Here is a 23,866-nt window from a genome sequence, read left to right as displayed (position 1 = left end):
CTCATCTCGCGCAATAGGTCTCGGCCGCTGCGGTGAAATTGCGGTAGCGGTCCCAGAAGGCGTTGTCGGCATCGCTGTCGGACATGCGCACCTCTTGCGCTGCCTCGGCGTCGCGGAAGAATCGCGCGGCGCGGCGCTGGTCGGCGCGCGACAGCGTCTGGTCGGCGACCTGCTGGATGCAGCCGCAAAGCTGGCGGCTGGCGCCGCGATCAGAGCGGGCACAGGCGGAATCGATCGGGCCGGCCAGGGCAAAGGGCGTGGTCAGCACCACCGCGGCGGTGGCGATCATCAGTCGGTTGAACATCACTGTCTCCTCGGGTTCCTGCAAGGCGCCGCGGGGCTTGCCACCCTCTGCCCGCATCCGGGCGGCACCTGACCGCGAAAGCCTAGCAGAAACCGCGCCGCCGCTCAATCGTGGCGGGCGCCGGCGTGGCCGGTCGCGATCAGGCCGGCCGGGGCGTATAGCCGGCGTCGCGAATCACCTGCTCGGCCTGCGCGGCCGTGAGGCCCTCGACCTCGACCAGATGCGTGGAAAGGTCGGTCCTGGCCCGCCCGCCGGCCTCGGCCACCGCCTTTTCGATCGCGGCGGTGCAATGGCCGCAGCTCATGTCCTCGACGCGGAATTTCATCGGCCCGTCCTTTCGCTTGCATTTCGTTCCGCCTATGATCGCGCCGAAACGCAACCTGCGCAATTCCCTGACAAGAAGGCCGGCGATGGTCACCGACAATTTCCGCGGCGCGATCCTGATGATCGTCTCGATGCTGCTGTTTGCCTTCGAGGACATGTTCATCAAGCTCTTGTCGCGCGAGCTGCCCTATGCCGAGGTGCTGGGGCTGGTCGGGTTCATGGGATTTGTGGTGTTCTCGCTGCTGCTCAAGCTCAGGGGCGGGCGGTTCTGGACGCGCGAGCTGCTGCTGCCGATCGTGCTGTTTCGCTGCGCCAGCGAGGCCGTGGGCTCGATCGGCATCGTGGTGGCGCTGGCGCTGACGGAACTTTCCTCGACCGCGGCGATCATGCAGGCGCTGCCCCTGGGCGTGGTGCTGGGGGCGGCGCTTTTCCTGGGCGAGCCGGTCGGCTGGCGGCGCTTCAGCGCCATCATCGTCGGGTTTCTGGGGGTGCTGATGGTGATCCGGCCGGGGCTTGCGGGCTTTCAGCCGGTGTCCTTGATGGCGCTGGTGGCAGTGGTGGGGCTGGCGGCGCGCGATGTCGTCACCCGCCGCGTGCCGGCCTCGATCCCCTCGGATCAGCTCAGCGCCGCGGCCTTCCTGGCCATCCTGATCGCCTCGGCGCTGATGGGGCTGGTGCTGGGTCAGGAATTCGTGATGCCCGATGCGCGGCAGGGGCTGACCTTCCTGGCCTGCATGACCGTCGGCGTCGGCGGCTATGCGCTGCTGGTCACCGCCACCCGCGTGGCCGAGGCCTCGGCCATCGCCCCCTATCGCTATGTGCGGCTGGTGGGGGCGCTGATTCTGGCGGCGCTGGTCTTTGGCGAACGCCCCGACGCGCTGACGCTGGCGGGGGCGGCGGTGATCGTCGCCTCGGGCGGCTACACCATGTGGCGCGAGGCGGTGCGGCGCCGGCGCAGCCTGGTCAGGGCCGGACTTGCGCCGCAGCGCTGAATGCCCTTCCAAACCCCCTTCACGCAACGCGAAAGCCCTTGTATAGCCCGGCCATGACCGACCTTGATCTCATCCGCAATTTCTCGATCGTGGCCCATATCGACCACGGCAAATCCACGCTGGCCGACCGTCTGATCCAGATGACGGGGACGGTGGCCGAACGCGACATGAAGTCCCAGTTGCTGGACAGCATGGACATCGAGCGCGAGCGCGGCATCACCATCAAGGCCAATACCGTGCGCATCGACTATCCGGCGCGCGACGGGCGCAAATATGTGCTGAACCTGATCGACACCCCCGGCCATGTTGACTTCGCCTATGAGGTCAGCCGAAGCATGCGCGCGGTCGAGGGCTCGCTTCTGGTCGTCGATGCCAGCCAGGGCGTCGAGGCGCAGACGCTGGCCAATGTCTATCAGGCGATCGACGCGGGCCATGACATCGTGCCGGTGCTGAACAAGATCGACCTGCCCGCCGCCGAGCCCGAACGCGTGAAGGAAAACATCGAGGAGGTCATCGGCATCGACGCCCATGACGCCATCCTGATCTCGGCCAAATCCGGGCTTGGCATCCCCGATGTGCTGGAAGCCATCGTCACCCGCCTGCCCGCGCCCAAGGGCGATCGCAACGCGCCCTTGAAGGCGATGCTGGTCGATTCGTGGTATGACGCCTATCTGGGCGTCGTCGTGATGATCCGGGTCATGGACGGGATCATCAAGAAGGGCGACCGCATCCGCATGATGCAGACCAATGCGGTCTACGGCATCGACAAGCTCGCGGTCCTGCGCCCGCAGATGCAGGACATCGCGGAACTGGGGCCGGGCGAGATCGGCGTGCTGACCGCATCCATCAAGCAGGTGCGCGACACCCGCGTCGGCGACACCATCACCCATGAGAAGAAGGGCTGCGATGCGCCCCTGCCGGGCTTCAAGCCGGCGCAGCCGGTGGTTTTCTGCGGCTTGTTCCCGGTCGATGCCAATGACTTCGAAGGCTTGCGCGACGCCATCGAGAAGCTGGCGCTGAACGACGCGAGTTTCTCCTACGAGATGGAGACCTCGGCCGCCTTGGGCTTCGGTTTCCGCTGTGGCTTCCTTGGGCTCTTGCACCTCGAGGTGATCCGCGACCGGCTTGAGCGTGAATATGATCTCGATCTGATCACCACCGCGCCTTCGGTGGTGTTCAAGCTGCACATGAAGGACGGAGAGGTGCGCGACCTGCACAACCCCGCCGACATGCCCGATCTGACCTATGTCGACCACATCGAAGAGCCGCGCATCAAGGCCACGATCATGGTCCCGGACGAATATCTGGGCGACGTGCTGAAACTGTGTCAGGACCGCCGCGGCATCCAGATGGACCTGACCTATGCCGGCAACCGCGCCATGGTGGTCTATGATCTGCCGCTGGCCGAGGTGGTCTTCGACTTCTACGACCGGCTGAAATCGGTGACCAAGGGCTACGCCAGCTTCGATTACCAGATCAGCGAATACCGCGAGGATTTCCTCGTGAAGATGTCGATCCTGGTCAATGACGAGCCGGTGGATGCGCTCTCGATCATGGTGCATCGCGACCGCGCCGAAAGCCGCGGCCGCGCCATGGTGGAAAAGCTGAAAGAACTGATCCCGCGCCACATGTTCAAGATCCCGATTCAGGCGGCGATCGGTTCGCGCGTCATCGCGCGCGAGACGCTGAGCGCCATGCGCAAGGATGTGACCGCGAAATGCTATGGCGGCGACGCCACCCGCAAAAAGAAGCTCTTGGAAAAGCAGAAGGCCGGGAAAAAGAAGATGCGCCAGTTCGGCAAGGTCGAGATCCCGCAGACCGCCTTCATCCAGGCGCTGAAGATGGACAGCTGAGCCGCCCGCCATCGCAGGCCGGCGGCGGGCAGCCCGGCTTCAGTCCAGCCCGACCAGGGTGCGCGCCTGGCGGTTGTCCTCCTCGATGATCTCGCGCTGCCATTCGCGCCAGATCGAGACCAGCAGCGCCATCAGCACCGGCCCGACGAACAGGCCGACCAGGCCCATGGTCTTGACCCCGCCGATCAGCCCGAAAAAGGTCGGCAGGAAGGGCAGCTTGACCGGACCGCCCACCAGCACCGGGCGGATGGTCTTGTCGACGATGAACAGCTCGCATGCACCCCAGACCAGCAGTGCCGTGCCCGCGACCGGCGAGCCGCTGGCCATCAGATAGATCGAGACCAGCGTGAAGCTGAGCGGCGCGCCCCCGGGGATCAGCGCCATGAAGCCGGTGATCACCCCGAAGGTCACCGGCGAGGGCACGCCTGCCAGCCAATAGGCAAAGCCCAGCACCACGCCCTCGCCGATGGCGATCAGGGTCATGCCGGTGACGGTGGCGCTGATCGTGGCCGGGACGACGCGCGACAGGCGGCTCCAGCGTTCGGGCAGGATGCGCCGTCCGACGCGGTCGATCTGCACCACCAGCCGGTCGCCGTCGCGATAAAGCACGAACAGCGTAATCAGCACGAAGAGCAGCGTCAGTGTCAGGTGGAAGGCCAGCGAACCCGCGGTGATCGCGCCGCGATAGATCGCGCCGATGTTCGAGCCGCTGATCACCTGCACGATCTCGCTGATGCCGCCGGGCCGGCCGATGTAGTTCTGCCAATGCATGTCCAGCCAGTCGCCGATCTGCGGCAGGTCCACCATCCAGGCCGGCGTCGGTTCGCCATAGCTGTTCACCAGGATTGCCCAGTTGATCCAGTCGCGCAGCTCGCGAAAGGCATAGAGCAGCGCCATGGTGATCGGCACCACCAGAAAGCAGACGAGGATCAGCACCAGCAGCGCCGCGGCGCCGGTGCGGCCAAGGTTCAGCTGATAGGCGGCGCGCTCGCGCAGGGGCCAGCTGGTCAGCGCGATCACCACCGCCGCCAGCACCGGCACCAGGAAGCCGTGAAAGAAATAGACCGAGGCGAGCATGATCGCCACCAGCAGCCAGCGCGCCGCCGAGATATTGGTGACCAGCGGCGGCCGGTGCAGGCGCAGCCCGGTCTGCTTCGGCGCGCCGGCCGTCTCCGGCCTGCCCGCAAGAGGCAGCCCGCCCGTGTCCGGCATGTCGCCTGTGTTCATCTTCCCCTGCCCTGCTGACGGACCCGCGCCCGCTCAGGCGCCACGAGACAACGGATCGTCCCGGCCTGCAAGCCGGAATGGCGAGCCGCTGGGCCCTCGGTAGGAAATATTTTGCCGCGCGTCGGCATCCGGCGTCCCGCCGACGCTTGCCCGGACCGGCGCGACGCAGGAAATTCATGGGGTGCCATGCACATGCCGGTCATTCCTCGATCACTTCGATGGGCGGCGGCGTGCCGGGCGGACCCTGATCGCGCAGATCGCGCAGGATGCGTGCCAGGCTTTCGGGCACCAGCCGTTCGCGGGTCAGGCGGATCTCGTCCCTCTGCCACCAGCGCCATTCGCGCTGCAGCCGCGCCTCGGCCCTGTCGCGGATCACCGGGACAAAACGCGGCACCGGCACAAGAAACACCTGCTCGTGCTGGCGCCAGCGGCGGCCGTTCAGCGTCGCCAGCCGCTGGCCGCGCCACAGCAACGGCCCGATCGCGGCATGGTCAAGACCGACCTCCTCGGCCAGTTCGCGGCGCAGCGCCTGGCTTGCGTCCTCGCCCGGGCGCAACCCGCCGCCGGGCGCGATCCAGAAGCGGCCGTTCGCCACCTCGACGCGCAGCAGCAGCACCTCTGCATCCGGGGTCAGCAGGATGGCGCGCGCGGCGTGGCGTTCGGTGATCTCGGGCATGGGGTCTGGCAGGGGGCGGGAATGGAAAGCCCCGGCAGCGCGGGGCTGGCCGGGGCCGGGGGTCTGCCTTCACTCCTCGTCGGAGCTTGGCACGTCGGCGATGTCGTCCAGCGACACGTCGCTGTCGTCGTCGTCATCGTCCAGCAGATCGTCGTCCAGATCGCCGGCATCGGCGTCGTCATCCAGATCCTCGTCCTCGACCAGATCGGCCTGGTCGTCGCGGCGGGCCGCGGTCTTTTCCGAGATCAGCGAGCGCGTGCGGCCGCTGGCCAGGCTTTCGGCGGTGAATTCCGCGCCGCAGGCCGGGCAGGTCATCGGATCGTTCCTCAGGTCGTAGAAGCGCGTGGCGCAATGGGGGCAAAGGCGTTTCGTGCCCCATTCCTCTTTGGGCATGGTATTCTCTTTCTGCCGCGTTCGGGTAAATCCGCTGTCCAGTGCCATAGCCGGGGCAGGCTGTCAAAGGCTTTTGCCCTTGCGGTCGGGTGCCGGGGCGGGGGAAACATGCGGCAGGGGCAGAACGGCCACAAGGGGCGCGACGGCATGGACAGGATTGTGGTGGGCGGCGACATTCCGGTGACCCTGCGGCGGCTGGCGCGGGCGCGGCGCATGACGCTGCGCGTCGCGCGGGCGGGCGGCGAGGTGGTGCTGACGCTGCCGCCGCGCGCCAGCCTTGCCGAAGGCCGCGCCTTCGCCGAGTCGCGGCTGGACTGGCTGCGCGACCGCCGCCGCGACATGCCGCCGGTGCAGCGCGCCGAACATGGCGCGCTGATCCCGGTCGAGGGTGTGCCGCGCCGCATCACGCCCGCGCCGCTGCGCCGGGTCGAGCTGACCTCCGAGGCGATTCTGGTGCCACAGGCCCTGCCTGCGGGGGCGGTGGTGGGTGCCTGGCTGCGCCATCTTGCGCAGGCGCGGCTGATCGCGGCCTGCGACCGGCATGCGCGCGCACTTGGCCGCGGCTATCGTGCCATGGCGCTGCGCGACACGCGCTCGCGCTGGGGCAGCTGCACCCATGACGGGCGGCTGATGTTTTCCTGGCGCCTGGCCATGGCGCCGCCCGAGGTGCTGGATTATGTCGCCGCCCATGAGGTGGCGCATCTGCGGCACATGGACCATTCGCCGGCTTTCTGGGCCGCGACGGCGGCGCTGGTGCCCGACTATCGGATCCATCGCGACTGGCTGCGCCGCCACGGCCACCAATTGCTGACCTGGCGGTTTCGCGACGGCGATTGACGCGGGCGCGATTTGTGATCACTAACGCGGGATGAGCCCGACCGCCTCGCCCGATACCGCCGCGCATGAGCGGCTTTACCGCAGCCTTCGCCAGCGCATCATGCTGGGCGAACTGCCGCCCGGCCTGCCGATGACCCTGCGCGGCATCGCGGCCGAGCATCGCGTCTCGATGACCCCGGCGCGCGAGGCGGTGCGGCGGCTGGTGGCGGAAGGGGCGCTGTCGCTGTCCTCGTCGGGGCGGATCAGCACCCCGGAACTGTCGGTCGAGCGTATCGAGGAGCTGGCGGCGCTGCGCGGGCTGATCGAGCCGGAACTGGCGGCGCGCGCCCTGCCGCGTGCGCATAACGCGCTGATCGAGCGCATGGTGGTGATCAACGCCGCCATCGGCGCTGCCGCCGAGGGCCATGACGCCATCGGCTATATCCGCACCAATCTGGAATTCCACCGCCTGCTTTACCTGCGCGCCCAGGCCCCGGCGATGCTGGCGATCCTCGAGACGGTCTGGCTGCAGCTTGGCCCGACCATGCGCGCGCTTTACGGGCGGGTAAAGCGCAATGAGCCGCCGCGCCATCACCGGATGATCCTGGCCTCATTGCGGGCCGGGGACGAGCCGGGGTTGCGGCTGGCAGTGCGCGCCGATGTGACGCATGGGCTGCGGCATCTGGCGCAGGTCTAGCCGGCCCAGTCGGTGCAGCCTTTCTCAACATCGTGCCGGCTGTGGTCGAACCAGCCCATGGCCACAGGACCGTCATAACCACCCTTACGAATTGTGACGGCCGTCCAGTTGCCCTCGGGCTGGTCCGAAAAGACTAGGGTGTCACCTGCCCGGATCTCGCCGATCTGTCGCGATCCGGGCGTATAGCCATCAAGCAATGGCACCGGATTGGCCGCCCAACGACAGCCGGACACGCCGCCGTCCGACAGGGGCAGGTCGCGCAACTGCCGCAATGCCCGGGTATCCGCCGGCACATCCAGTTGGCGGGCCCGCGTATTCACCTTGCAGCCAAGCTCGCGCTCCATCGCCTGCATCTTGGCGACCTGGCGGCTTTCGCGGGCCGAGAGCTTGACCTCGGTGCCGCGGCAGCCGGCATTGCCGAAAAGCGCCTGGCCCAGCGGCGAGGCAAAGCAATAGCCGGCGCGGTGCATGATCAGGTTGCGGGTGAACCACAACTGGTTGCAGGAAGGCTCGGGGCTGTCCCAGACATCCGCCGATGCCGGTGCCGCCAGCAGCGACAGGCCCGCTGACAGCGCCAAGACAAGCCGTTTCACCGCCACCTCCTGATCGAAAGCCACCCGATCACGGTCGCGTGAACGGGGGCGCGTGTCAAGCCGGCATGGGCTCAGACCTCTTCGATGCGCAGCTCGACCGGCTCATCGGCGATGACGCCGGTGCGGGGCAGGGCCTCCATGGCGTGGTCGATGGCCTCGGGCGTGGTCTTGTGGGTGACGATCAGCACCGGGGCAATGCCCCTGGTCTCGGCGTGGCCGTATTGGCGCATGCGGTCGATCGAGATGCCGGCCTCACCCAGCACCGTGGCCACCTTGGCCAGCGCGCCCGGCTTGTCGGCCAGCGCAAGACGGATGTAATAGGCGGCGGGCACGGCGGTGCGGGCGGCCTGCGGCTGCGCCAGGTCCTGCGCCGGCTGGCCGAAACTGGGCATGCGCACGCCGCGCGCGATCTCGATCACGTCCGACATCACGGAACTGGCGGTCGGGCCTTCGCCCGCGCCGGCGCCGCGCAGCACGATCTGGCCGACCGAATCGCCCTCGATCACCACCATGTTGGTGCCGCCCTGCAACTGCCCCAGCGGGCTGTCGGCCGGCACCAGACAGGGCGACATGCGCTGCTCCAGTCCGCGGCCGGTCATCTGCGCCACGCCCAGGAGCTTGATGCGATAGCCCATGTCGGCAGCACGGCGGATGTCGTCGATGCTGACGCGCTCGATGCCCTCGATCTCGACCTCGCCAAAGGCCGGGCGGGTACCGAAGGCGATGGCCGCGAGGATCGCCAGCTTGTGGCTGGCGTCGATGCCGCCCACGTCCAGCGTCGGATCGGCCTCGAGATAGCCCAGCTTGCGCGCCTCCTCGAACACCGTCTCATAGGGCAGGCCGGCGCTTTCCATCCGGGTCAGGATGTAGTTGCAGGTGCCGTTCATCACCCCCATGACGCGGCGGATGTCATTGCCGGCCAGCGATTCTGTCAGCGTCTTGATGACCGGGATGCCGCCCGCCACCGCCGCCTCGAAGCGGATCACCCGGCCCATGGATTCGGCCATCTCGGCCAGTTCCTGCCCGTGCACGGCCAGCAGCGCCTTGTTGGCGGTGACCACGTCCTTGCCGGCACCCAGCGCGGCCATGACGGATTCGCGGGCGATGCCCTCGTCGCCGCCGATCAGTTCGACAAAGACATCGATATCCTCGCGCATGGCCAGGGCCCGGGCGTCGGCCTCCCAGGCATAGTCCGACAGGTCGGCATCGCGGTTCTTGCGCGGGTCGCGGGCACTGACGGCGGTGATGGCGATGGGGCGCCCGGCGCGCTGCGCCAGCAGGTCCGCGTGTTTCTGGATGATCTTGACGGTGCCGATGCCGACCGTCCCGAGACCGGCAATGCCGAGACGCAGGGGAGAGGCGGGCTGCCCGGGGTTCTGGGCGGTCATGTGATGCTCTTTGCTAAGGACAGGGCGGTGTTAGCCGAAGCCGCGGGCTCATGCAACGCGCACGCAGCGGGCTATTCGTCATCCCCCGGCCATTCGCCCTGCACGCCGGTGGCGCGCATGACGCGCAGCACGCGCCGGCCGATCTCGATCGTGGCCTCGCGCGCGGCTTCCAGGTCCTCGACGGCGAAGGAATGGTCAAAGACCTCGCCCCTGGTATTGACGAAGGCGGGATGCCAGCGGCCCTTTTCCTCGGTCGGGCGCCATGAGGCATGGCACAGCAGGTTGCGCTGCTGCTTGATCTCGTTCAGGCGGTCGGTGATGCGGTTGCGCTCGCGCAGGCCGGGGTGACGGCGCATGGCGGCGTCCAGTTGCTCGATCAGGGTGCCCATGGAATCGTCGGCGATGTTTTCCATGTGCGTCAGCCAGGTCTGCAACTCCTCATGCGTCAGGTCCTCGGCCAGGCGCGCGCGGTCCAGCGCATAGATGGTGCGCTTGATGATCTCCTCAAGCCAGCCAAAGCTGGCGACGGCCTGGCCCAGGGCCTGGGCGAATTCGGCTGGCAGCATGTAATAGGTCTCGGGGGCCGTTGTCATTCGCGCCACAGTTCCTCGACCCAGGGAACAGGCAGCAGGTAATGGCGCAGGTGCTGGGACAGGCTCTCGTGCCGGCGGCCGTCGAAGGTGGCGCGCAGGTGGTCCATCGGCGCGCGCGGCTCCTCATGCTCGCTCCAGCGGCCAAGGATGGCGTCGGGCGGATTCAGGTTGCCGGGAAAGATGACGATCCTGCAGCGCGAGGGGATGCGCGCCGGGCGCAGATAGTTCAGCGGAAAGATCGGCACGCATTGCATGCGGAAATGCGCTAGCCAGCCGCGCGGCCAGAACTTGACCCCGCCCGGCGCATTGCGGGTGACGAAACGCTGCTCATAGCGGAACTTGTCGGCGGCGGCCTGCGGATCGGCGCGAAACAGGTCCTGCAGTGGCTGCAGCTTGCCCACCCGCATGCGATAGACCGAGGTCTGGCCCATGCGCTCCAGCGGCGTGTTCGGGTTCAGCCCCAGGATGGTGTCCTCCGGATCGCCATGGCTGAAGAATTCGTCAAGGCTGCCGGTGATCACCACATCCAGATCCAGAAACAGCACGACGCCGGTCACATCGCCCAGATCGCCCCACAGCCGCGATTTCGGCCATTTGCCCTTGGTGCGGACCGGGGTCTGATATTCGAACTCCGGCAGGGGCCGCACGGCGATGTCGGGATGCAGGCCGCTGCCGTCATCGGTAAAGCAATACAGCCGGAAGGGCGGCGTGATGTTGCGGGCCACCATGCCATGCAGCCGGTTCACGAATTCGGGTCCGAATTTCGTGCCCCATTTGATGCAGATGATCTGCTTCACCGTGCCGTTGCGCCCGTCGTTCATCCCGTCCTCGCATGTTCCGGACCCGAGTCTTTCACAGCGCCCGGCGACAGGCAAGGCGGGCTCAAAGCCTCTTTTGCATCAGCACCAGATCCAGCCAGCGCCCGAACTTGCGGCCCAGCTCTGGCATGCAGCCGGTCTCGACATGGCCAAGCGCGCGATGAAAGCCGATGGCGGCCATGTTCTCGCCCGAGATCGCGGCCACCATGACAGGCGCGCCGGCGGTGCGGGCATGATCCTCGATCGCCGCCAGCAGCGTGCGGCCGATGCCGCGCCCGCGGGGCGTCGGGGCAAGGACGATCATATGTTCCATGCAATGCGCATGGCCGTCGCCATGCCGGACGCGGTCATAGCTTGCCCCCCTGCACCGTGCCGCCAGCTTCGGCGACCAGAGACGCCCGGCGATCATCCACAACAGATCCCCGGATGTCCTCTCCTCGCCCGAGAAAGTGATCGTCGTCCTCCCGGATCAGCGGGTTCCAGAAGGCCGGGATCGCCGGGACATCGCCGCGCAGGGCGGGGCGCAGGATCATGGCGCTTCTTCGTTCCTCAAATACTCCTGCGGCCGTGACGCCGGCGCCACGGCCGCAGGCTGCTCAGGCGCGTGTCGCGCGGATCAGTTCCAGGATATCGCGCGCGGCGGCTGGGATATTGGTGCCGGGGCCAAAGATCGCCTTCACCCCGGCCTTCTTCAGGAAATCGTAATCCTGCTGCGGGATGACGCCACCACAGATCACGATGATGTCGCCCGCGCCCTGGTCCTTCAGTGCCGCGATCAGCTTCGGCGCCAGGGTCTTGTGCCCCGCCGCCTGGCTCGAGATGCCGACCACATGCACGTCATTGTCGAGGGCGTCCTGCGCGGCCTCTTCGGGGGTCTGGAACAGCGGCCCCACGTCCACGTCGAAACCGATGTCGGCAAAGGCGGTAGCGATCACCTTGGCGCCGCGGTCATGGCCGTCCTGGCCCATCTTGACCACCAGCATGCGCGGGCGGCGGCCCTCCTCCTCGGCGAACAGGTCGACATCGCGCTGGATCTGCGCGAACTCGTCGTCGCCTTCATAGGCCGCGCCATAGACCCCGGCCAGGGTTTTCACCTCGGCGCGGTGACGGCCGAATTCCTTTTCCATCGCCATGCTGATCTCTCCTACGGATGCGCGCGCGCGCGCCGCCTCGACCGCCGCCGCCAGCAGGTTGCCGCCTTCCTTGGCGCGCCGCGTCAGTTCTGCCAGCGCCGCCTGGCATTTCGCCTCGTCCCGCGTCTGGCGCATGGCGTTCAGCCGCGCGATCTGCGCCTCGCGCACCTTGACGTTGTCGATGTCGAGAATGTCCAGATGATCCTCCTTGGCCAGGCGATACTTGTTCACGCCGACGATCACCTCCTCGCCGCGGTCGATCTGGGCCTGGCGCCGCGCTGCGGTCTCCTCGATGCGCAGCTTGGGCATGCCCGAGGCCACGGCCTTGGTCATGCCGCCCATCCCTTCTACCTCCTCGATCAGCGCCCAGGCTTTTTCCGCCAGTTCCGCGGTCAGGCTCTCGACGTAATAGGAGCCCGCCAGCGGATCGACGACATGGGTGATGCCGGTCTCCTCTTGCAGGATCAGTTGCGTGTTGCGGGCAATGCGGGCTGAGAAATCGGTGGGCAGGGCGATCGCCTCGTCCAGCGCGTTGGTGTGCAGCGACTGCGTGCCGCCCAGCGCCGCGGCCATCGCCTCATAGGCGGTGCGCACCACGTTGTTGTAGGGGTCCTGTTCTTGCAAGGACACGCCCGAGGTCTGGCAATGCGTGCGCAGCATCAGGCTGGACGGCTTCCTGGCCCCGAACTCGGACATGATGCGGTGCCACAAAAGCCGCGCCGCACGCAGCTTGGCCGCCTCCATGAAGAAATTCATGCCGATGGCGAAAAAGAACGAGAGCCTTCCCGCGAACTGGTCCACGTCCATGCCGGCCTTCAGCGCCGCGCGCACATATTCGCGCCCGTCGGCCAGTGTATAGGCCAGTTCCTGCACCAGGTTCGCGCCGGCCTCCTGCATGTGATAGCCGGAGATCGAGATCGAGTTGAACCGCGGCATCTCGGCCGAGGTGTATTCGATGATGTCCGCGATGATCCGCATGCTGGGCTCGGGCGGATAGATATAGGTGTTGCGGACCATGAACTCCTTGAGGATGTCGTTCTGGATCGTGCCCGAGAGCTGGGCGCGGGAATGGCCCTGCTCCTCGCCGGTGACGATGAAATTCGCCAGCACCGGGATCACCGCGCCGTTCATGGTCATGGAGACCGACACCCTGTCCAGCGGGATGCCGTCGAACAGCACCTTCATGTCCTCGACCGAATCGATGGCGACGCCGGCCTTGCCCACGTCGCCCTCGACCCGCGAATGATCGCTGTCATAGCCGCGATGCGTCGCCAGATCGAAGGCGACCGAGACCCCCTGCTGTCCGGCCGCCAGAGCCCGGCGGTAGAAGGCGTTCGATTCCTCGGCGGTGGAAAAGCCCGCATATTGCCGGATCGTCCAGGGCCGGCCGGCATACATGGTGGCGCGCGGGCCGCGGGTGAAGGGCGCGATCCCCGGCAGGCTGCCCATATGCGGCAGGCCCGCCACGTCCGCCTCGGTGTAAAGCGGCTTCACCTCGATGCCTTCCAGCGTCTGCCAGTTCAGGCTTGCCGGATCGGCGCCCTTCAGCTCCTTGCTGGCCAGGCGGCGCCATTCGTCCAGGGTGGCTTTCGTGGTCTCGCTCATCTTGCATCCTTTCGCATGGCCCCGCCGCTCCTATATGAAGGGGAAGACGGGGGGGCGATGAAACTCAAACAGTTGATTTTTCTTGTCGCGGTGCCGCTGGTGGCGGCGATGGGCGCCAGGCCCGGGGACGGGACCGGCGCGCCACAGCCATATGTGCGCCACGCGGTGCCGGCGGCGGGCGGCATCGAAAGCCCGGCGGCGCCGGCGCCGGCGGCCGAATTGCGCATCCTCGGCGCCGACGAGGCCGTGCCCGAGGAATTCCTGTGGCGGGCGCGGCCGGTGGTGGTCTTTGCCGATACCGAGGCCGATCCCGGCTTTGCCCAGCAGATGGCAGCGCTCGGGCGCGATCCGGCGCCGCTGCTGGCGCGTGAAGTGGTGGTGATCACCGACACCGACCCGGCGGCGGAAAGCGTCTGGCGGCGGCGGCTGCGGCCGAGAGGATTTTCCGTGCTGCTGCTGGACCTCGACGGCCAGGTGAAGCAGCGCAAGCCCACGCCGCGCTCGGTGCGCGAGATCACCCGTGCCATCGACACCTTTCCGCTGCGCCGCCAGGAAACCGGAAGCGCCGCGCCGCCATAGGACGCGCCGCCCGCCGGCGCTGGCGCATTGCGAAAGCCGGGGCCGCACATTATCTTGAGGGCAGGGCGCGGTGCGCGCCCGGCAGCAAGGGGATCCGCCATGGCGAAACCGACCTCATCGCGCAGGACCGAGGACACGGCCCCGGCCGAACGTCCGCGGCTGGATTCCGACACCGAGGCGCTGGTCAAGCGGCTGTCGCGCGCCCGCACCGCCAATGAGATCACCAGTGTCATCGGTCTGAAACCCATCAAAGGCCGCTCCGGTCCGAAGATCGCCTATTGAGGCGCTCGCGCATCTCCTGCAGCTCGCGCGGCAGGTTCTGCGCCAGCGCCGCCACCTCGGCCTCCAGCATGTCCTGCTGCGCCCGGTCCCCGGCGTGCAGCATGGCGTCCACCGCCGCATCGCCGCCGTCCAGCGAGGCCGAGAGGATCAGCATGGCAAAACGCCCCGAATCCAGCACCTCGTCGGCAAGGCTCAGGTAATCCTCCAGCATGTCGGCGGCGCGCGCCGCGTCCTGCGCCGCCAGCGCCGCCAGGTTGGCGGCGAGAAAGGCCATGACCGCCAGCAGCCGGTAATAGATCACCACCGGGTCGATCACCCCGGCGGGCAGCAGGTGCACCTCGGAGATGATGGCGCGAAAGATGCGGTCGTTGGCCTCGCTGGGCAAGGTGGGCACATAGCCGCCCTGCCGCACACGCGCCACCATGTCGCGCCGCCAGGCGTCGGTGGTCTGCTGGTTTTCCAGGGCGACGACATGGGCGCGGATCTCGGCCAGGATGGCGCGCTGCACATCGGCCACGCGCTCGCTGCGCTGGCGGGCGGCGGCAAGCCGGTTCTGGCGGCCATTGTGCACCCAGCCGCCGGCCGCCACTGCCGCCGCGACCAGCGCCGCCTGCACGCTGGGGTTCAGCCAGTCGTCAAGCCATGAGGGCATGGCCCGCCCTCCGCCGGTGCGCGCCCCGCCGCGCAGCCCGCCGCCCCGCCGTGCAGGCGGGCCGGGCCGGGATCGCGGGGCGGGGCGGGCAGGTCATCCGCGGCTCACTCGAACTCGATGATCACGTCATCGACCTTCAGGCTTTCGCCGGGTCGGGCGTTGACGGATTTCACCACCGCCTTCTTCTCGGCGCGCAGGATGTTTTCCATCTTCATCGCCTCGACCGTGGCCAGGGCCTGGCCTTCCTGCACCTCGTCGCCGGCGGCGACATTGACCTTCACCACCAGACCCGGCATCGGACAAAGCAGGAACCGCGAGGTATCCGGCGGCAGTTTTTCCGGCATCAGCCGCGCCAGTTCCGCCGCGCGCGGCCGGCGCACATAGGTCTTCAGATCGGCGCCCCGCACCCGCAGCCGATAGCCCGAGGGCAGGCGGTCTGCCTTCAGCACCAGCGGTTGGCCATCGATGGTCAGCCGCGCCAGCGACTGCCCGGGCAACCAGTCGCTTTCCACCCGCAGGCGCTGGCCGGCGATCTCGACCGAGGAACCCTGGCGGTCGGCGGTGATGCGCACCGGGAATTCATGGCCAGAAAGCGTCACCACCCAATGTTCGCCGACATGGCGCTCGTGATTGTCGATGCGACCCGAGATGCGGGTGCGCCGGATCTCGGCCACGCGGTGCATGGCCGCGGCGGCGGCGGCGATGCGGATCAGCTCGGCTTCGGGCAGGGTCGCGCCCAGAAATCCCTCGGGATATTCCTGCGCGATGAAGGCGGTGGAAATCTGCCCCGAGACGAATTTCGGATGATCCATCACCGCCGAAAGGAAGGGCAGGTTGTGGCCGATGCCCTCGACCTCGAACTCGTCCAGCGCCAGGCGCATCTGCTCGATCGCCTCGGCGCGCGTCGGCGCCCAGGTGCAGAGCTTGGCGATCATCGGGTCGTAGAACATGCTGATCTCGCCGCCCTCATAGACGCCGGTATCGTTGCGAACGCCGCAGGCGGCTGCGGGCGGGGTGTCGCCGGGATGCGCCGGCACCCATCTGGCGGCGCGCTGCAGCGGGCCGGCGGCGGTCTCGACCGGCGGGCGATAGCGCGTCAGCCGCCCGATCGAGGGCAGGAAATTGCGATAGGGGTCCTCGGCGTAAAGCCGGCTCTCGATCGCCCAGCCCTCGATCTTCAGGTCGTCCTGGGTGAAGGCCAGTTTCTCGCCATTGGCGACGCGGATCATCTGCTCGACCAGGTCGATGCCGGTGATCAGCTCTGTCACCGGGTGTTCGACCTGCAGACGGGTGTTCATTTCCAGGAAATAGAAATTCTTCTGCGCGTCGACGATGAACTCGACCGTGCCGGCGCTGGCATAGCCCACCGCCTTGGCCAGCGCCACCGCCTGTTCGCCCATGGCCTTGCGCGTCGCCGGGTCGAGGAAGGGCGAGGGGGCCTCTTCGATCACCTTCTGGTTGCGGCGCTGGATCGAACATTCGCGCTCATGCAGGTAGACGCAATTGCCGTGCTTGTCGGCCAGCACCTGGATCTCGATGTGGCGCGGCTCGGTGACGAATTTCTCGATGAAGATGCGGTCGTCGCCAAAGCTGTTCGCCGCCTCGTTCTTCGAGGATTCAAAGCCCTCGCGCGCCTCCTGGTCGGTCCAGGCGATGCGCATGCCCTTGCCGCCGCCGCCGGCGCTGGCCTTGATCATCACCGGATAGCCGATCTGCTGGCTGATCTTCACCGCCTCGTCGGCGTCGGCGATCAGGCCCATGTAGCCCGGGACGGTCGAGACGCCCGCCTCTTGCGCGATCTTCTTCGAGGTGATCTTGTCGCCCATGGCCTCGATCGCGGGCGAGGGCGGGCCGACAAAGGCCACGCCCGCCGCTTCCAGCGCCTCGGCGAATTTCATGTTCTCGGAGAGGAAGCCATAGCCCGGGTGCACCGCCTCGGCGCCCGAGCGGCGGATGGCGTCCATGATCCTGTCGATGACGATATAGGACTGGTTCGCGGGCGGCGGGCCGATATGGATCGCCTCGTCGGCCATCTTCACATGCAGCGCGTTGCGGTCGGCGTCCGAATAGACCGCCACCGTGCGGATGCCCATCTTGCGCGCGGTCTTGATGACCCGGCAGGCGATCTCGCCCCGGTTGGCGATCAGGATTTTCTTGAACATGCTTACTTCCCCTGGGGCAGGTCCCGAATGTGAAAAGCCGCTCCGGTGCGGGACCGGAGCGGCTGGCAAGATCAGCTGACGCAGCGCTTGCGCGCGTTCAGCCGGGCGGCTTTACTGGCAGAGCCGCACGTCGTCGCAAAGCGCGCCGGCAACGGCGCCGATCGCCGCGCCCTTGGCGACGTTATGGCCGCCGACATGGGCGACGGTCGCGCCGACACCCGCGCCGATAAGGCCACGATCCATGTCGGTCGGGTTGATGTTCTGGGTGCAGCCGGCCAGGCCGACAAGGCCGAGGCCCAGCACGAGGACAAGTTTCCTGGACATTCATTTTGCTCCGTAAGCGGGATGGCGGCGGCGCAGACATTGCGCGCGCCGGCCCCCCGGGGGTAATCAGTAGCGGCGCTGGCAGACGCCGGCGTCGTCGCAAAGCGCCCCGCCGGCCGCACCGATAAGCGCGCCGGTCGCCACGTCGCCATCGACGGCCTTGGCGATGACCGCACCGGCCACCGCACCGCCGGCCGCGCGCTGCGCATCGGGCGAGACCCCGCCGGTATAGGGGTCGCAGGCCGACAGCCCGCCGAACAGAAGGACGGCGCCGGCAAGGCGCAGGATGACGGAATTCTGCATGGTTCTTTGCCTGTATCTTGAGCCCGCGCAGGGGCCATGGGGAACGTAGGTCCGCGCAATATCGCATGCGCCGCCGCCAGGTTGAACTGACGACGCCGTGACAGGCGGGCACTGCGCGGCAATCCGCCCATCAGGCGTCCTCCTCGTCGTCCCAATCGTCGAAATCGGCGTCGTCCCAGTCGAACTGCTCGGGCTCGGCGGCGAACAACTCGGGGAAACCGGCCTCGGCGCGCTTCATGTCCACCTGCAGCAACTGTTCATAGTCGCTGGGGTCCAGCTTGCCGACGGCAAGGACCTCGCGCCCGATCAGCCAGGACAGGCGCCCGGCATCCAGATTGCCGCGCTGGAAGGGCGCATCGCCGAAATGGCGGATCAGTGCCGCCAGAAAGCCGGCGTCGGCCCGGCGGTCGGCGGCCTTGCGGTCGCGAAAGCGTTCGCGCCGGACCAGAGGCGTCGCGCCCTTCTTGTTGGCGCGGCGGATGGTGAACTGGAAATCGGTGCCGGGAAGCCGGCCCGGAAAGCCGCGGTGCTTCAGCATGTCTTGCCCCCTTTCGTCGCGGGAAACGCGCGGGGGCAGTCAGGGCGGCGCGGTTCGCGCGGGCCGCCGGGCAGCCCGCGCGCGGCAGATGCCTCAGTTGGCGCCGTATTTGCCCTGGAACACCGGCTCGGGTTGGACGGGGGTCGGGGCGATCTCGGGTTCCTTCTTGGCGCAGGCGGCGGCAAGGGCGACCAGGACAAGGGCGAGGGCGACTTTCTTCGACATGAATGCGTGCTCCTGTTGTGCGGGATCTCCGGATCCCGGCTGCTCGTTCGCGATTCGACCGCACCATGCGGCCGAGGCGCCATGATAGCCAGCGCCGGCAGGCCCCGACAGACGGTCAGCGGCAGGCCCCGGGCGGGGGCGGGCGCTTGTGGCAGGCTTGCATCAGGACGCGGCGCCATCACCAGGGCTCCCATTCGCAGGCGTCGCGGTCCGGGGGCAGGCGGAAGGCCTCGAACAGCTGCAGCGCCGCCGGGTCCTGGGTGCCGAAGGCCAGCGGGCGGTCGGCGATGCTGATGATGATCTGGCTGGGGCGCGGAGCTGGGCTGGCGATGCGCGGCAGCACCCAGTTCTCGCACAGCCAGACGATGTCGGCATGGATCGGGTCCTGGGCCAGCAGGTCGGGCTCGGCCGGCAGCACGACCTCGCCCAGCAGCGCATCGGCCTCTTCCTCGTCCGGGTCGCCGGCGTCGTCCCCGGGTGGCTGCGGCGGGGCGGGTTCGACCAGGACTTCGGGGGCGTCCTCGCCGCTGATCTCGCCGCTTTCGGTGTCGATGTCGATCGGGCCACGCTCGCCGGTCTCGAAATCCGAGGCCGGGCCCTCGGTCGCGGGCACGCGGCTGGCCAGATCGCGCATGACAAAGCGAAAGCGGTAGGTCAGCCCCATGCCGCCGCTGTTGTCATGCAGCGTCTCCTGCCATTCGACGCGCGCCCCCGAGGGCAGGTCGATCTCGATCGCGGCGCCGGCCGCAGACCCGGCCGCGCACCCGGCCCAGGCCAGAGCGGCCAGGACCAGGGGCATCGCGCGCAGGGCTGCAAGTCGAGACATGGATCCTTCCCCTTGCCAGAGGTTACAGCGGGATGTTGTCGTGCTTTTTCCAGGGGTTCGACAGCTTCTTGCCGCGCAGGCTGGCGAATGCGCGCGCCACGCGCCGGCGCGTCGAGCGCGGCTGGATCACCTCGTCGATGAAGCCCTTCTCGGCGGCGACAAAGGGATTGGCAAAGCGGTCCTCATAGTCGCTGGTGCGGCTGGCGATCTTGTCGACATCGCCCAACTCGCTGCGATAGAGGATCTCGACCGCACCCTTGGCGCCCATCACCGCGATCTCCGCCGTGGGCCAGGCATAGTTGAAATCGCCGCGCAGATGCTTGGAGGCCATCACATCATAGGCGCCGCCATAGGCCTTGCGGGTGATTACCGTGACCTTGGGCACGGTGGCCTCGCCATAGGCGAACAGCAGCTTCGCCCCGTGCTTGATGACGCCGCCATATTCCTGCCCGGTGCCCGGCAGAAAGCCCGGCACATCGACCAGCGTCAGGATCGGGATCTCGAAGGCGTCGCAAAAGCGCACGAAACGCGCCGCCTTGCGCGAGCTGTCGATGTCAAGGCAGCCCGCCAGCACCATCGGCTGGTTGGCCACCACGCCCACGGTCTGCCCCTCGAGCCGGATGAAGCCGGTGATGACATTGCCGGCGAAATCCTTCTGGATTTCATAGAAGTCGCCCTCGTCCGCGACCTTCAGGATCAGCTCCTTCATGTCGTAGGGCTGATTGGGGTTGTCGGGGATCAGCGTGTCGAGGCTGGCCTCGATGCGCGAGGGATCGTCGAAGAAGGGTCGCGTCGGCGCCTTCTCGCGGTTGCTCAGCGGCAGGAAATCGACCAGGCGGCGGATCTCGGACATGGCCTCGACATCGTTTTCAAAGGCGCCGTCCGCGACCGAGGATTTCTTTGTGTGGGTCGAGGCGCCGCCCAGCTGTTCCGCCGTCACCACCTCGTTCGTGACCGTCTTGACGACATCGGGGCCGGTCACGAACATGTAGGACGTGTCCTTGACCATGAAGATGAAGTCGGTCATCGCCGGCGAATAGACCGCGCCGCCGGCGCAGGGGCCCATGATGACGCTGATCTGCGGCACCACGCCCGAAGCCATGATATTGCGCTGAAACACCTCGGCATAGCCGGCAAGGCTGGCCACCCCCTCCTGGATGCGCGCGCCGCCCGAATCGTTCAGCCCGATCACCGGCGCGCCGTTTTGCAGCGCCATGTCCATGATCTTGCAGATTTTCTGCGCATGGGTTTCCGACAGCGAGCCGCCGAACACGGTGAAGTCCTGCGAAAAGACATAGACCATGCGGCCGTTGATCGTGCCCCAGCCGGTGACCACGCCATCGCCGTAGGGGCGGTCGTCCTGCATGCCGAAATCGGTCGAGCGGTGGCGCACGAACATGTCGAATTCCTCGAACGAACCCTCGTCCAGCAACAGATCCAGCCGCTCGCGCGCGGTCAGCTTGCCGCGGGCGTGCTGCGCGTCGATCCGGCGCTGCCCGCCACCCAGCCGCGCGTCGCGGCGGCGCTGGTCCAACTCGCCAAGGATGTCCTTCATGTGCCGTCTCCCTTTGGGTTTGCCGAAGGTTAGCGGCAGGCGGCGGCGGCGGAAAGCGGAAAGGCGAATATTTGCAAATCATGCAACGGATGCGCGATGCAAACAGTGTATCTGCAAAATTATGGTCGCCGGCAACCTGAGAATCCGCCTTGCATTCTGCCTGCAAATCACTGGTTTTGCTTGGTCATGCAAAAAACGGATCAATCATCGGAAATATGCATTTCTGTCGTGGCGTGACGTGGCGTAACTTTTACCACAGGTGAGGAAATCCAGACAAGATCATGACCGAAGAGCATTTCACGACCCTCCGCCTTGCGGTGGACGGGCTGCACGAGTTGCATGTCGAACGCCATGGCACACGGGGCGCGATCCCGACCGTGGTCCTGCACGGCGGGCCGGGGGCGGGGATCAGCCCGCTGGCGCTGGCCACGATCGACCCGGCGCGCCATGACATCGTGCTGTTCGACCAGCGCGGCGCCGGCAAATCGACGCCCCTGGCCGAGTTTCGCGACAACACCACCGCGCATCTGATCGCCGACATCGAGGCGATCCGGCGCGAACTGGGCTTCGAGCGCTGGCTGGTGATCGGCGGGTCCTGGGGCAGCTTCCTGTCGCTGGCCTATGCCCAGGCCCATCCCGAGCGCGTGCTGGGGCTGCGGCTGCACGGCATCTTCCTGGCCGGGGACGAGGACGTGCACTGGTGGTTCCAGGGCATCCGCTCGATCTTTCCCGACCATTGGCAGGTCTTTGCCGGCCATGTCGAGCCCGAGGAGCGGGGCGACCTGCTCTCGGCCTATTACCGGCGCCTGACCTCGCAGGACCCGGCCGTGGTCGATGCCGCCGCCTGGCATCTGCGCAATTTCTCGGCCCGTACCCAGACCTTCGAGCCGCAGGAAGACCATGTCGCCAACCTGCTGGCGACGCCGGGCAAGTATCTTGCCGTATCGCGGCTGTTTGCGCATTATTGTGTCCATCGCGGCTTCATGCCGCCGGGGGCGATCCTTGCGGGCATCGACCGCATCCGCCAGATCCCGACGGCGATCCTGCAGGGGCGATATGACATGGTCACGCCCATGGCCTCGGCCTGGAAACTGCACCAGCACTGGCCCGAGGCCGGGTTCGAGATCGTGACCCTGGCCAATCACGCCGCGACCGGCGCCATGGCCGAGGCGCAGCGCCGCGCCACCGACCGGCTGGCCGACATCATCGAAGGAAAGACCGCATGATCGACGCCGATGCCATCGCGCCCTATCTCGAGATCCCCGGCCACCGGGCGCCCGCGCGCGAGGCCGGCACCGGCAGGCTGGCCTTCCTCAGCGACGCCAGCGGCACGGCCCAGATCTGGCTGAGCGACGACAGCGGCACGCGCCGCATCACCGACCATGCCGAGCCGGTGAACGCGCTGGCCTGGAACCCCAAGGGCGGCTCGCTGCTGTTCATGGCCGATTGCGGCGGCGACGAGCGCTGGCAGCCCCATCTGCTGAACCCCGATACCGGCGAGCTGCGCAAGATCATCGACGATCCGATGACCGTGCACATGTGGGGCGCGTTCTCGCCCGACGGCGCGCAGATCGCGCTGACCGCCAATGCCGATGACAAGAGCCAACTCGACATCTGGCTGGTCGATCTGGCCAGCGGCGCGCGCCGGCGCATCGGCGGCCACATGGGCCATCAGGAGGTGCTGGCCTTTACCGCCGACGGCAGGTCGCTGCTGGTGCGGCGCACGCTGGGCGCGGGCTCGGACCAGAAGCTGGACCTGGTCGAGATCGCGACCGGCGCCCGCCGCCCGGTGCTCGAGGCGCCGCACCGGGTGCGCTTTGCGCAGGTGCGCGCGCTGAAGGCCGGCGGCGGCCTGGCCATCTGCGATTTCGGCGGCGACAGGCTGGCGCTGTGGCGCTTTGGCGAGGACGGCATCGGCGAGGCGCGCATCCATGCCGAGGACGGCTGCGACCTCGAGGCCGTGGCCCTGCTGCCCGACCAGACCGGTGCCGTCGTGGCGGTGAACGACCGCGGCTACAGCCGGCTGCGGCTGGTCGATCTGGCCGGCGGCGCAGCGCGCGACCTGGCGTTGCCGTTTCCGGCCATCGTCGGCAACATGACGGTTCCGGGCGACGGATCGCGGCTGCTTTGCGCGCTGACCTCGGCCGTCGAGGCGCCCTCGGTCTGGGAGATCGCGCTGGCGGACGGCGCCGCCCTGCCGCTGCACCGCGCCGAGCCGGCCGCCGCCCCGGGCTTCATCGCCCCCGCCGAGCGCGTCTTTGCCAGTTTCGACGGGCTCGAGGTGCCGTTCTTCGTCTATACCCCCGCGGGCGCGAAACCGGCGGGCGGTTGGCCGGCGGTCTTCATCATCCATGGCGGGCCCGAGGCGCAGTGGCGCCCGGATTTCCGCGCCGACGTGCAATGGATGCTGGCGCAGGGGCTGATGGTGGTGGCGCCGAACGTGCGCGGCTCGACCGGCTACGGCCGGCGCTATCACGGGCTGGACGACCGCGAGAAGCGGCTCGACAGCGTCTCCGATCTCGAGGCGCTCAGGGCGCATCTGGTGGCCGCGGGGCTGGTCGATGCGGCGCGCTGCGGCGTCTTCGGCCGCTCTTATGGCGGCTACATGGTGATGGCGGCGCTGACCGAACACCCGGCGCGCTGGAAGTTCGGGGTGAATTTCTACGGCATCGGCAATTTCTTCACGCATCTGCTGGCGACCGGCCCCTGGGCGCGCCAGATCCGGGTGGCGGAATACGGCGACCCCGAGACGCAGCCCGACCTGCTGCGCCGCATCTCGCCGGTGTTCCGCATCGGGGAGGTGCGCGCGCCCTTGCTCCTGGTGCATGCCGACCGCGATCCCCGGGTGCCTCCGGGCGAGAGCGAGACCATCCATTCGCTGCTGTTCGGCCTTGGCCGGCGCTGCGAGATCCTGCGTGTCGCCCATGAGGGTCATGGCTTCAATCGGCGCGAGAATGTCAGGCGCGTGTTCGGCCGGCTGGCCGCGTTCATCGCCCGGGAAATCTAGG

Annotated in this window: 28 protein-coding genes; 8 read left to right on the top strand and 20 right to left on the bottom strand. The window is 67.7% G+C overall.

Going from position 1 to position 23,866, the window contains the following annotated elements:
- Window position 1: 1 nt before the first annotated feature.
- On the bottom strand, window positions 2-304 hold the full coding sequence (locus WMK75_RS06150; protein ID WP_347266786.1) for a hypothetical protein: 303 nt from the start codon (window positions 302-304) through the stop codon (window positions 2-4).
- Window positions 305-443: 139 nt separating this feature from the next.
- Complete coding sequence (locus tag WMK75_RS06145) at window positions 444-629, bottom strand: heavy-metal-associated domain-containing protein (RefSeq protein WP_347266785.1); 186 nt, start codon at window positions 627-629, stop codon at window positions 444-446.
- A gap of 85 nt (window positions 630-714) precedes the next feature.
- Between WMK75_RS06145 and WMK75_RS06140 the strand changes: the two genes are divergently transcribed.
- Both WMK75_RS06140 and lepA read left to right on the top strand, forming a co-directional pair.
- Window positions 715-1,620, top strand: a complete 906-nt coding sequence (locus tag WMK75_RS06140; RefSeq protein ID WP_347266784.1) for a DMT family transporter — start codon at window positions 715-717, stop codon at window positions 1,618-1,620.
- A gap of 53 nt (window positions 1,621-1,673) precedes the next feature.
- Entirely contained in the window at window positions 1,674-3,473 is a 1,800-nt protein-coding gene (gene lepA, locus WMK75_RS06135) for a translation elongation factor 4 (protein ID WP_347266783.1), read from the top strand.
- A 39-nt stretch (window positions 3,474-3,512) separates the two neighbouring features.
- Here the strand turns inward: lepA and WMK75_RS06130 are convergent, their stop codons facing one another.
- The 3 genes from WMK75_RS06130 to WMK75_RS06120 all read right to left on the bottom strand — a co-directional run bounded on the left by WMK75_RS06130 (window position 3,513) and on the right by WMK75_RS06120 (window position 5,769).
- Window positions 3,513-4,685, bottom strand: a complete 1,173-nt coding sequence (locus WMK75_RS06130) for an AI-2E family transporter (RefSeq protein WP_347266824.1) — start codon at window positions 4,683-4,685, stop codon at window positions 3,513-3,515.
- A gap of 214 nt (window positions 4,686-4,899) precedes the next feature.
- Complete coding sequence (locus WMK75_RS06125) at window positions 4,900-5,376, bottom strand: NUDIX domain-containing protein (RefSeq protein WP_347266782.1); 477 nt, start codon at window positions 5,374-5,376, stop codon at window positions 4,900-4,902.
- A gap of 69 nt (window positions 5,377-5,445) precedes the next feature.
- A complete protein-coding gene (locus WMK75_RS06120; protein WP_347266781.1) occupies window positions 5,446-5,769 on the bottom strand; it encodes an FYDLN acid domain-containing protein in 324 nt (107 codons plus the stop codon).
- A 147-nt stretch (window positions 5,770-5,916) separates the two neighbouring features.
- On the opposite strand from WMK75_RS06120, the gene WMK75_RS06115 reads away from it, so the two are divergent.
- Together WMK75_RS06115 and WMK75_RS06110 are read left to right on the top strand one after the other, a co-directional pair.
- On the top strand, window positions 5,917-6,606 hold the full coding sequence (locus WMK75_RS06115; RefSeq protein ID WP_347266780.1) for a SprT family zinc-dependent metalloprotease: 690 nt from the start codon (window positions 5,917-5,919) through the stop codon (window positions 6,604-6,606).
- Between the two features lie 31 nt (window positions 6,607-6,637).
- Window positions 6,638-7,282: a GntR family transcriptional regulator gene (locus WMK75_RS06110; RefSeq protein ID WP_347266779.1), complete on the top strand. Its 645-nt coding sequence runs from the start codon at window positions 6,638-6,640 to the stop codon at window positions 7,280-7,282.
- On the opposite strand, the gene WMK75_RS06105 is transcribed toward WMK75_RS06110, so the two are convergent.
- The 7 genes from WMK75_RS06105 to scpA form a co-directional block, all read right to left on the bottom strand.
- Window positions 7,279-7,875: a DUF4453 domain-containing protein gene (locus WMK75_RS06105; protein ID WP_347266778.1), complete on the bottom strand. Its 597-nt coding sequence runs from the start codon at window positions 7,873-7,875 to the stop codon at window positions 7,279-7,281. The two genes, WMK75_RS06110 and WMK75_RS06105, sit on opposite strands and share 4 nt — an antisense overlap.
- Before the next feature lie 71 nt (window positions 7,876-7,946).
- A complete protein-coding gene (locus WMK75_RS06100) occupies window positions 7,947-9,263 on the bottom strand; it encodes a homoserine dehydrogenase (protein WP_347266777.1) in 1,317 nt (438 codons plus the stop codon).
- Between the two features lie 71 nt (window positions 9,264-9,334).
- Complete coding sequence (locus WMK75_RS06095; RefSeq protein WP_347266776.1) at window positions 9,335-9,856, bottom strand: hypothetical protein; 522 nt, start codon at window positions 9,854-9,856, stop codon at window positions 9,335-9,337.
- Window positions 9,853-10,677 carry a glycosyl transferase gene (locus tag WMK75_RS06090; RefSeq protein ID WP_347266775.1) on the bottom strand — a complete coding sequence of 275 codons (825 nt, stop codon included), beginning with the start codon at window positions 10,675-10,677 and terminating at the stop codon, window positions 9,853-9,855. Before WMK75_RS06090 ends, WMK75_RS06095 begins: the two co-directional genes overlap by 4 nt.
- A gap of 61 nt (window positions 10,678-10,738) precedes the next feature.
- On the bottom strand, window positions 10,739-11,083 hold the full coding sequence (locus tag WMK75_RS06085) for an N-acetyltransferase family protein (protein WP_347266774.1): 345 nt from the start codon (window positions 11,081-11,083) through the stop codon (window positions 10,739-10,741).
- Window positions 11,022-11,207 carry a hypothetical protein gene (locus tag WMK75_RS06080; protein ID WP_347266773.1) on the bottom strand — a complete coding sequence of 62 codons (186 nt, stop codon included), beginning with the start codon at window positions 11,205-11,207 and terminating at the stop codon, window positions 11,022-11,024. Before WMK75_RS06080 ends, WMK75_RS06085 begins: the two co-directional genes overlap by 62 nt.
- Window positions 11,208-11,270: 63 nt before the next feature.
- Window positions 11,271-13,412: a methylmalonyl-CoA mutase gene (gene scpA / locus WMK75_RS06075; RefSeq protein WP_347266772.1), complete on the bottom strand. Its 2,142-nt coding sequence runs from the start codon at window positions 13,410-13,412 to the stop codon at window positions 11,271-11,273.
- 57 nt (window positions 13,413-13,469) lie between these two features.
- Here scpA and WMK75_RS06070 point away from each other — a divergent pair, with 57 nt between their 5' ends.
- Together WMK75_RS06070 and WMK75_RS06065 are read left to right on the top strand one after the other, a co-directional pair.
- Window positions 13,470-13,991 carry a DUF4174 domain-containing protein gene (locus tag WMK75_RS06070; RefSeq protein ID WP_347266771.1) on the top strand — a complete coding sequence of 174 codons (522 nt, stop codon included), beginning with the start codon at window positions 13,470-13,472 and terminating at the stop codon, window positions 13,989-13,991.
- 99 nt (window positions 13,992-14,090) lie between these two features.
- Window positions 14,091-14,273 (top strand): hypothetical protein, encoded by a 183-nt coding sequence (locus WMK75_RS06065; RefSeq protein ID WP_347266770.1) that lies wholly within the window; start codon window positions 14,091-14,093, stop codon window positions 14,271-14,273.
- Here WMK75_RS06065 and WMK75_RS06060 read toward each other — a convergent pair.
- The 8 genes from WMK75_RS06060 to WMK75_RS06025 form a co-directional block, all read right to left on the bottom strand.
- Window positions 14,239-14,925, bottom strand: a complete 687-nt coding sequence (locus tag WMK75_RS06060; RefSeq protein WP_347266769.1) for a hypothetical protein — start codon at window positions 14,923-14,925, stop codon at window positions 14,239-14,241. The two genes, WMK75_RS06065 and WMK75_RS06060, sit on opposite strands and share 35 nt — an antisense overlap.
- Before the next feature lie 104 nt (window positions 14,926-15,029).
- On the bottom strand, window positions 15,030-17,087 hold the full coding sequence (locus WMK75_RS06055) for an acetyl/propionyl/methylcrotonyl-CoA carboxylase subunit alpha (protein WP_347266768.1): 2,058 nt from the start codon (window positions 17,085-17,087) through the stop codon (window positions 15,030-15,032).
- Between the two features lie 111 nt (window positions 17,088-17,198).
- The gene (locus tag WMK75_RS06050; protein WP_347266767.1) at window positions 17,199-17,411 is read right to left on the bottom strand and encodes a hypothetical protein; all 213 of its coding nucleotides are present in this window, start codon (window positions 17,409-17,411) and stop codon (window positions 17,199-17,201) included.
- Between the two features lie 66 nt (window positions 17,412-17,477).
- On the bottom strand, window positions 17,478-17,714 hold the full coding sequence (locus WMK75_RS06045; protein ID WP_347266766.1) for a hypothetical protein: 237 nt from the start codon (window positions 17,712-17,714) through the stop codon (window positions 17,478-17,480).
- Window positions 17,715-17,844: 130 nt separating this feature from the next.
- On the bottom strand, window positions 17,845-18,252 hold the full coding sequence (locus WMK75_RS06040; protein ID WP_347266765.1) for a hypothetical protein: 408 nt from the start codon (window positions 18,250-18,252) through the stop codon (window positions 17,845-17,847).
- Between the two features lie 93 nt (window positions 18,253-18,345).
- Entirely contained in the window at window positions 18,346-18,477 is a 132-nt protein-coding gene (locus WMK75_RS06035) for a hypothetical protein (protein WP_347266764.1), read from the bottom strand.
- A gap of 178 nt (window positions 18,478-18,655) precedes the next feature.
- Window positions 18,656-19,303, bottom strand: a complete 648-nt coding sequence (locus WMK75_RS06030) for a DUF6497 family protein (RefSeq protein ID WP_347266763.1) — start codon at window positions 19,301-19,303, stop codon at window positions 18,656-18,658.
- 22 nt (window positions 19,304-19,325) lie between these two features.
- Window positions 19,326-20,858, bottom strand: a complete 1,533-nt coding sequence (locus WMK75_RS06025) for an acyl-CoA carboxylase subunit beta (protein ID WP_347266762.1) — start codon at window positions 20,856-20,858, stop codon at window positions 19,326-19,328.
- A gap of 281 nt (window positions 20,859-21,139) precedes the next feature.
- Between WMK75_RS06025 and pip the strand changes: the two genes are divergently transcribed.
- Window positions 21,140-22,084, top strand: a complete 945-nt coding sequence (pip, locus tag WMK75_RS06020; RefSeq protein WP_347266761.1) for a prolyl aminopeptidase — start codon at window positions 21,140-21,142, stop codon at window positions 22,082-22,084.
- Window positions 22,081-23,865, top strand: a complete 1,785-nt coding sequence (locus WMK75_RS06015; protein WP_347266760.1) for a prolyl oligopeptidase family serine peptidase — start codon at window positions 22,081-22,083, stop codon at window positions 23,863-23,865. Before pip ends, WMK75_RS06015 begins: the two co-directional genes overlap by 4 nt.
- Window position 23,866 lies beyond the last annotated feature (1 nt).

It is taken from the genome of Paracoccus sp. (in: a-proteobacteria), assembly GCF_039808215.1.
Lineage (GTDB): Bacteria > Pseudomonadota > Alphaproteobacteria > Rhodobacterales > Rhodobacteraceae > Paracoccus.
This window is presented reverse-complemented; position numbering and strand designations above follow the sequence as displayed.